The organism is Collinsella sp. LCP19S3_B7, assembly GCF_052121795.1.
GTDB lineage: Bacteria > Actinomycetota > Coriobacteriia > Coriobacteriales > Coriobacteriaceae > Collinsella.
On record NZ_JBQKDO010000028.1, the window covers coordinates 1 to 8264 of the forward strand.

5 protein-coding genes and 1 tRNA gene are annotated in these 8264 nt (G+C 61.7%); 4 read left to right on the top strand and 2 right to left on the bottom strand.

Features of this window, described 5'->3' with window-relative positions:
* Positions 1-265 precede the first annotated feature (265 nt).
* Together ACTQW0_RS08310 and ACTQW0_RS08315 are read right to left on the bottom strand one after the other, a co-directional pair.
* A complete protein-coding gene (locus ACTQW0_RS08310) occupies positions 266-1333 on the bottom strand; it encodes a glycerol dehydrogenase (protein WP_441567746.1) in 1068 nt (355 codons plus the stop codon).
* Between the two features lie 151 nt (positions 1334-1484).
* A complete protein-coding gene (locus tag ACTQW0_RS08315) occupies positions 1485-2699 on the bottom strand; it encodes an iron-containing alcohol dehydrogenase (protein ID WP_117794788.1) in 1215 nt (404 codons plus the stop codon).
* Between the two features lie 500 nt (positions 2700-3199).
* Between ACTQW0_RS08315 and ACTQW0_RS08320 the strand changes: the two genes are divergently transcribed.
* From ACTQW0_RS08320 to ACTQW0_RS08335, 4 genes are all read left to right on the top strand, one after another.
* Positions 3200-4276 carry a hypothetical protein gene (locus tag ACTQW0_RS08320; RefSeq protein ID WP_441567748.1) on the top strand — a complete coding sequence of 359 codons (1077 nt, stop codon included), beginning with the start codon at positions 3200-3202 and terminating at the stop codon, positions 4274-4276.
* Positions 4276-5319 (top strand): hypothetical protein, encoded by a 1044-nt coding sequence (locus ACTQW0_RS08325; protein WP_441563750.1) that lies wholly within the window; start codon positions 4276-4278, stop codon positions 5317-5319. Before ACTQW0_RS08320 ends, ACTQW0_RS08325 begins: the two co-directional genes overlap by 1 nt.
* A 45-nt stretch (positions 5320-5364) precedes the next feature.
* The gene (locus ACTQW0_RS08330) at positions 5365-7542 is read left to right on the top strand and encodes a MurT ligase domain-containing protein (protein WP_441567750.1); all 2178 of its coding nucleotides are present in this window, start codon (positions 5365-5367) and stop codon (positions 7540-7542) included.
* A 299-nt stretch (positions 7543-7841) separates the two neighbouring features.
* Positions 7842-7918: transfer RNA gene (locus ACTQW0_RS08335), tRNA-Glu, on the top strand.
* The last annotated feature ends 346 nt before the right edge of the window (positions 7919-8264 follow it).

Sequence of the window (8264 nt, forward strand, 5' to 3'; positions counted from 1 at the left end):
AGACGGACCGACCGTCCGGCTGAGTCTGGGAAGAGGTGCCGGGCGGCGGGCGGGGCATGGCCACCGGACCCATCGAAACACATCTCCACCATTCCTTCAACTGGGAAAATGCCGCCCCCGGGTCCCGGATAGGACCTCGGGGGCGTTCGGTTGACTGCGGGAGCGTGCCGTCAGCTCAATGTGTTCGGCTGAGATCGGAAATCAACCGACAAATAGCCTATGGCCTATCGCCGCCTCGATTGCACAAGGTCAATCAAGCGCCAAGCTATGCCTCGCACATGAGCTGCACGAGCTTTTGTTTGGTCACCTTGGCCTGTTCGTTAGCCATATTGCGCTCGTTCTTAAAAGTTGCGTCCGCAACGCTCAGCAGGTCGGCATCGGAAATCTCGCCAAGGCCCAGCTCCTCGAGTGTCGTCGGCAGACCCACGCGCCGGCAAAACTCGAGCACCTGATCAAGCTCGGGCGCGCGCTCCAAACGAAGCTGCACCACCAGGCCAAATGCCACGGCCTCACCGTGCATGGCCTTGCACTCGGGCAGAATCGTCAGGCCGTTGGCGATAGCATGCGCCAACGCCAAGCCACCGCTCTCAAAGCCGACGCCCGAGAGTAGGATATTGCACTCGATCAGGCGCTCAACCGCCGGCGATATACGACCCTTTTTAAGATCGCGCTTGGCAGCGACGCCGCACTCCATGAGTGTGTCATAGCAGGCACGAGCCGCAACCAAGGCCAAGTGTCCCGGCGCGCCACCGTGCTCGTTGGCGCCGTGCGCCGCGGCGCACGAACGCGCCTCGAAATACGTTGCCAGCGCGTCGCCCATACCAGCGACCGTCATACGCAGCGGAGCCGCCGCGACCACGCCGGTATCGACCACAACCAAATCTGGATTCTTTTCGAGCATCAGATAGCGGTCGAACGACCCATCCTCGTGATACAACACCGAAATCGCGCTGCACGGACCGTCCATCGAAGCCGCCGTGGGGCATACGCACAACGGCAACTCGGCATAAAACGCAACGGCCTTGGCGATGTCGAGCATCTTGCCGCCGCCAATACCCACCACCATGTCGCAATACTCAGCCTGGGCTTCCTTGGCCATTTCGACAACGGCCTCTTCCGTACACGGACCGTTGTAAATCTTAAAGAACGGCTCGCTTAGATCTTCGTCCAGAAATCCATCGACGATCTGCCTGCACAGCCGATCCTCGGTGCCCTGGTCAAACAAGACATAGGCAGCGCAGCCCAACCATGACAAATATCTGCCCTGACGCGAAAGTTCGCCCGGCCCCTGAACATACCGGCCGGGACCGCCATAAACCATAGGAAGCGCCATACGAGAATCCGCCCTTCATCAAACAACGGTTGGTGCAAAGCCACCTGTCCCCTTGTGGCAACTTGGCGCATTGAGGACAGGTTAGATTGCACCATAGAAAAAGGGTCCCGCGCACAGAGCGCGAGACCCTTATCAGAACAATGTGTGCCGATTAGAACGTGACCGGGGTGTCGGTGTAGACGCACTCGAGCAGCTGCTCCATCTCCTCCTGAGACGGCTGGCGCGGGTTGGAGCCCGTGCAGGCGTCGAGGATGGCGTTGGCGGCAACGTCGTGCTTCTTAGCCTCGAACTCATCGTAATCGATGATGGACTCGTCGGCCTTCACGCCCTTGGCACCGTAGTTCTTGATGCCCTGCGGGATGTCGAGCTTGTCGTTGAGGTCGCGAATCTCCTGGACCAGAGCCTCGACCAGCTCGTCCTCGGTCTCGCCGGCGAGGTGCAGGATCTCCTTGGCGATGAAGGCGTAGCGGCTCTTGGCGCGAGCGTCCTTGGCGTTGAACTGGATGACCTTGCCCAGGTACATGGCGTTGGCGCAACCGTGGATGATGTGATCGCCCTCAAAGGCGGCACCGGTCTTGTGAGCCATGGAGTGGACAATGCCCAGCAGACCCGAGGAGAAGGCGATGCCGGCGATGCACTGGGCGTCGTGCATGTGCTGGCGGGCCTCATGATCGCCCTGATAGGACTTGGGCAGCCACTCGACGATCTCGCGGATAGCATGCAGGGCGTTGGCGTCGGTGTACATGGAACCAGCGGTGGAGACGTAGGCCTCGATGGCGTGAGTCAGGGCGTCCATACCGGTGTGAGCGCACAGCTTGGCGGGCATGGTGTAGGTGAGCTCGGGGTCGACGATGGCGACATCAGGGGTGATGTTGAAGTCGGCCAGCGGGTACTTGATGCCCTTGGCGTAGTCGGTGATGACGGAGAACGCGGTGACCTCGGTAGCGGTGCCGGAGGTAGAGGAGATGGCGCAGAAGTGAGCCTTCTGACGGAGCTCCGGGAAGGAGAACGGGACGACTGCCTCCTCGAAGGTCTCCTCGGGATACTCGTAGAACAGCCACATAGCCTTAGCGGCATCGATGGGCGAGCCACCGCCAATGGCGATAATCCAGTCGGGCTGGAACTCGGTCATGGCCTCGGCGCCCTTCATGACCGTCTCGACGGACGGATCGGACTCGACGCCCTCGAACAGCTTGACCTCGAAACCGGCCTCTTTAAGGTCGGCCTCGACGTCCTGCAAAAAACCGCCGCGGCGCATGGAGCCGCCGCCGGTCACGATGATGGCCTTGCTGCCCTTGAGGTTCTTCACCTCGTGGCGAGCGCCCTCACCAAAGTACAGATCGCGAGGATTGGTAAAACGTCCCATACTGTGCCTCCTAAACAAGCCCCTCTTAGACTTGCGTATATAACGGAGCACCCGATTGGCTCCGTTAGGACCGTTTTGCGCGTTGCCGGCGATGACAATGCGCGATGTCTAAACGTCTCAACGCTCAGACAAATATTATTTTACCGTTCTGGTTGGTCAGTTATTTACCGAAAGTCGACAATGATGAAACGTTTTTTCTATCCCTGAAGACCCTTATGCGGCATTCATACTCCCAAGCTGGGCAAACGTTTTATCAAGGTTGACCACATATCCAGGGCAGGACTGTGCCCCTCCAAAAGACACACCGTTCGCCGCCAAAAATCGACCGTTTGCGGCACCGTGATACCACTCGGTCGTCCAAGGTGCCGACATTTGTGCGACATCCGTCTTCGTGGTGCAAAGGTGCATGTCCAAGTGCGGCACTCCCAATGTGCCTCATGCGGGTAAACTAGAACCTTATATAGAGACATTTGAACCCTAACCGCAGCAAAGGAGGCCCCATGGCATTCGATCCCATTCAAGAAGATTGCCATCGCCTCGTTCTTGAGGCCTTGCGCCGCGACAATATCCCGCTCACCGACGGCCCTGCCGTAGAGCGTCTGATGGAACAATTCACCCGCAACCCCGCGCCGCTCATCGTGCACGACCGCGACCGCGCCGGACATCTGATTGCCAAGGTAGTCGAGGCTGTCGACTACCGCATTCCCTTTATCCCTGACGATACCCAGGCAGAGCAAGAAGAGGCCGCTGCCGAAAACATGCTTCGCGAGGCAGCCGCACTCGACCCGACCAACTGGGACGCTCAGCGCATGTTGACCGCCCTCACCGCTAACTCCAACGAGGAGTACGTACAGTACTTGGTATCCAAGCGCGATGAAGTCGAGCACGACCTGGCACTCAAGATCGCCTCGGCGCAGGACCCCTACGAGCGCGAGGCCGCAGGCGACCTTACACGCCGCCCCTACCTGCGCTGGCTTGCCGCCCTTGCGTCGCGCGCCCTCATTAGCGGCCGTTACCGCCTGTCGCTCGAAACCGCAAACCGCAGCCTGGACTTTGCCCCCAACGATCCGGCCGGTGTCCGCCACACTGCGATGCTCGCCATGGCAAAACTCGAATACCCCGCCGAGGAGCTCAAACGCTTTCGCTCTGCCCACTCCGTCCCCTATCTTGCCAACACGCCGCTGCGCCGTCGTCCCAAGGACGCAGAGCGCGACTTAGACCCGTGGACGCTCATCGCGCTGATGAGCGCTGCCTGGCGCGAGCTGGACTACGAGGGCGCCGAACACTACTTGCGCATCCTTGCGCGCTCGTGCCCGCACGCAGCCGAGGCGCTTTACTTTCAAACCGAGTTTCCCGATGGCGTCTATGCCCGCGTCAACGTGGGCGTGGGCTCCACCGACGAGCTTGTCCTTGCGCTGTCCGAAGCGACGCCGGTACTGCAGGAGGGCTTGGGCGCCCCCGACAACGCCAGCTTTGCCGCCTGGGTCGCCACCAACGATATCGTGCGTTCCCAGATCGACGAGCGCATCCTGCGGGCGGCCGAGCAGGGCTTGCCGTTTAAGGGAGGAGACCTCTAATGGATCCGAGCGTCTACATCCCCGCCTACCTGGAGCGCGCCTACGTTGCGTCGCACCCCGAACTCACCGATGCAGCACGCGATCTTGTCCATAACGATGTGAGCGTCAACCCTCATAAGTATGCGCAGACCGAGCATGCCCAGGCGCTGCTGTCCTATGCCGGCGTTCACCGCCACCTGCTCGACGAGCTCCATCGTATCGAGGATATGGGCAGCGATGAGGAGTTTGAGCAGACGCGCAACCGCCTGTTCGACGATATGCGCGATGAGCTGCTCAAGATCGTCCGCGTCGATGCGTATGTCTTCGATGCCCATCTGCTTGCCATCATTTTGGCGGACACGCCCGTCGACGCCTGCCTGGGCGACCTGATGAAGCTCGAGGCGACCACAGCCGATTACCTGCGGCAAAGCGTGCCCGGATTCGATATGGAGGCCCCGCACTACTGGACCAACAAGGTGCTGGCAGACGGCGTGACGGCGGCCGATCTCACCGTGAGCGAGCCGGCGCTTATCGGGTGGCTCCACACGCTCGAGGCCATCTCGCAGCTGTGCATGGCGAGCGCTCGCTACCGTGCTGCCGTCAACTATTCTCGCCGTGTTCTTAAGGCGGAAGGCTATCCCACCCGAGCTGCCGGCACCGTGCTACTCGCCCTCGCTCGTCTGGAAGACGAGGACGGCTTTTTTGCCCTGGCCCACCAGCTCGAGGAGCAGATGGGGGCCGATGCCCTCGAGAACTCCCCCTGGTACCTACTCGCCCGCACGATCCTGCTGTTCAAAACGAACAAGATGCGCCCGGCGACACGCGCCCTGCGTGAGTTTGCCAACCGCTGCGAGGGCGGCGCGTTCTTTTTGCTGAACCCCATGTATCAGACGCCGTACCTTCCCTGCCGGCCCGAGCCGCACGACCCCTGGGACCTTTCGCACCAGGCAGTTTGGGAGGCCGACGGTATCATCTCGGATACTCCCGACTTTGCCCCCTGGGCCAACGCTTGCGAAGACGTATCGCGGCTTGCCCAGGAATTTGCGCGCCGTTATGGCTTTTAACGGCACGCTCGCCATGACCATGTCATTCACGTTAGGAACGGCTTCATGAACTTCCGCTCATCTCTCGCCTGCACTTCGAGCGATATCGCCCGCTGGGGGCTGCGCTCCATCCTTAAGCGCCAGGGCGGCGTACTCCCCGGCCGCATCGCCATGAAGATCGACCCCGAGCTGCTAAGCGACCTCGCGAGCCTTGTCGACCGCAGCGTGGTGGTCACCGGCACCAACGGTAAGACCACCACCTCCAACCTCATCGCCGACGCCGTTGCCGCCAGCGGCGCCACCGTGGTATGCAACCGCGCCGGCAACAACATGGAGCCGGGCGTGGTGGGTGCCCTGCTCGAGGGCCGCAGCGATCTTAAGCGTGCCGCCAGCAGCAAGCGCGTAGGCGTCTTTGAGTGCGACGAGCTCTACACGGTGCGCGTCTTGCCCAAGCTCAAGCCAACGTACTTTGTGCTGCTCAACCTGTTCCGCGACCAGCTGGACCGCTACGGCGAGATCGACCACACCCAGGACGTCATCGCCCACGCGTTGGAGCTTTCGCCGGCAACGACGCTCATCTATAACGCCGACGACCCGCTCTGCGCCTCGATCGCCGCACGCGTCCCCAATATGAGCATCGCCTTTGGCATCGACGGCGCCACGGGCACCGAGTCCGATCGCATTAGCGACTCGCGTTTTTGCTCGCAATGCAACGCGCCGCTGGAGTACGACTATGTGCAGTACGGCCAGCTCGGCGCCTATCATTGTCCTTCGTGCGGTTGGAGTCGCCCCGCGCTGGTCCGTCGCGTGACAGGCGTTGAGCTCGGCTGCGACGGCTACGGCTTTGACCTGACCTTTGGACCCGAGGCAAAAGCGCCCGCCACGCACATCGCCACACGCTACAACGGCCTGTACATGGTCTACAACGTTGCCGCCGCCTTCTTTGCGGCGCGCGAGTTGGGCGTGGACGCAGCGCATCTGCAGCCCACGCTCGATGCCTACGTCCCCGCCGGCGGACGCATGGGCCGCTGGGAGATTGCCGGCCGCACCGTCGAGGCAAACCTGGCCAAAAATCCCGTGGGCTTCGATCGCCAGATCCAGTCCATTAAAACGGCAGGCGGCAGACTCTGCGCCTTCTTCCTGAATGACAACGACGCCGACGGCCACGATGTCTCGTGGATCTACGACGTCGACTTCGAGCGCATCGCCGATACCCCAGGGCTTATCGCCTTTGCCGGGGGTACGCGCGCGCACGACATGCAGGTGCGCCTGAAGTACGCCGGCATCGACGCCGCCATCATCTCGAATATCGAGCAGGCGATCGGCGCCGTGGCAGATGAGGCCGCCGATGACTCCTTCTACGCCGTCGCCAATTACACGGCATTCCCGCCGCTGGTCAAAGAGCTCGACGGACTTAAAGACGCCGATGCGAGCTCGGTTGCCTCCTGCGCCGTAACACGCACCGATGGCAGCGCCGTCCCCACCGATATTGCGCCGGTCGAGCTTCCGCGCCCGCTGCGCATCGTCTATCTGTATCCCGATGCCCTCAACCTCTATGGCGACGGCGGCAACGTCATCGCCCTCGAGCGCCGCTGCGCCTGGCGCGGCATTCCCGCGCGCGTGGACGAGGTCCGCATGGGCGAGACGCTCGATCTTACCGACGCCGACATCGTCATGATGGGCGGCGGTGCCGACCGCGATCAGTTGGCTGTGGCACACGAGCTGCTCGCTCAAAAGGACAAGGTTGCGACATATGTTGAGGACGGCGGCTCGTTGCTCGCTATCTGCGGCAGCTATCAGCTGCTCGGTCGTTCGTACTATATGGGCGAGAATCGCATCGAGGGCCTAGGTGTCATCGCCGCCGAGACCGTGCGCGGCTCCGACCGCCTGATAGGCAACGTCGCCGTCAAGACCGACCTGGCACCCGAGCCCTTTGTGGGGTTCGAGAACCACGGCGGCCGCACCCTGCTCGATGCAGAGGCCACGCCGCTCGGAACATCTGTCGTCACGGGCACCGGCAACAACGGCGACGACGGCTTTGAGGGCCTCATCTACAAGGGCGTCATCGGCACGTACCTACACGGACCGGCACTGCCCAAGAACCCCGAGCTCGCCGACTGGCTCATCGCCCATGCCCTTGAGCGCCGTGGCGATGCACAGGCCGCCGCCCTGCTGCCGCTCAAGCCCCTCGACGACACCTACGAGCACGCCGCCCACGACGCCGCCATGAAGCTCCTCCCCTAACGCCCCGCCACCACAAAGGGACAGGCACCTTTGTGGTGGTTTTGACCCGTCCCAGCGGTTTGTCTCAATCTGTAACATCTAGACCACCAAAGGTCGTCTTACTGTTACAGATTGAGACGTTCGTCCCGACGCCTGCATTTTGTCTCAATCTGTAACAGATAAGGCCGATTTACCCGCCCAGATGTTATAGATTGAGATTTTTGAAGATCGGGGGGAGAGGGCCAGCTCCTGTGTGGTGGTTTTCCAGTTTGCCAACGATATGTGAACGGATAAAAAAGTCTGCTATACTCTTTCCCGCTGTCCCCATCGTCTAGCGGCCAAGGACGCCACCCTTTCAAGGTGGATATCGCGGGTTCGAATCCCGCTGGGGGCACCATTTAAAACGAGAGGCCCGTTACCCCCGCGGTGACGGGCTTTTTTCTACCCCAACGCCGGGATTCGAACCCGACAGGGTGCGGAGCTGAGGAAACGCGAAGCGTTTTCCAGCGCAGCACGCAAGGAGCGAAGCGACGCAGCGAAGGCGGGCGGCGCCAGCCGCACGCGGATATCCCGCTGGGGGCACCATTTAAAACGAGAAGCCCGTTACCCCCGCGGTGGCGGGCTTTTTTCTACCCAACGCCGGGATTCGAACCCGACAGGGTGCGGAGCTGAGGAAACGCGAAGCGTTTTCCAGCGCAGCACGCAAGGAGCGAAGCGACGCAGCGAAGGCGGGCGGCGCCAGC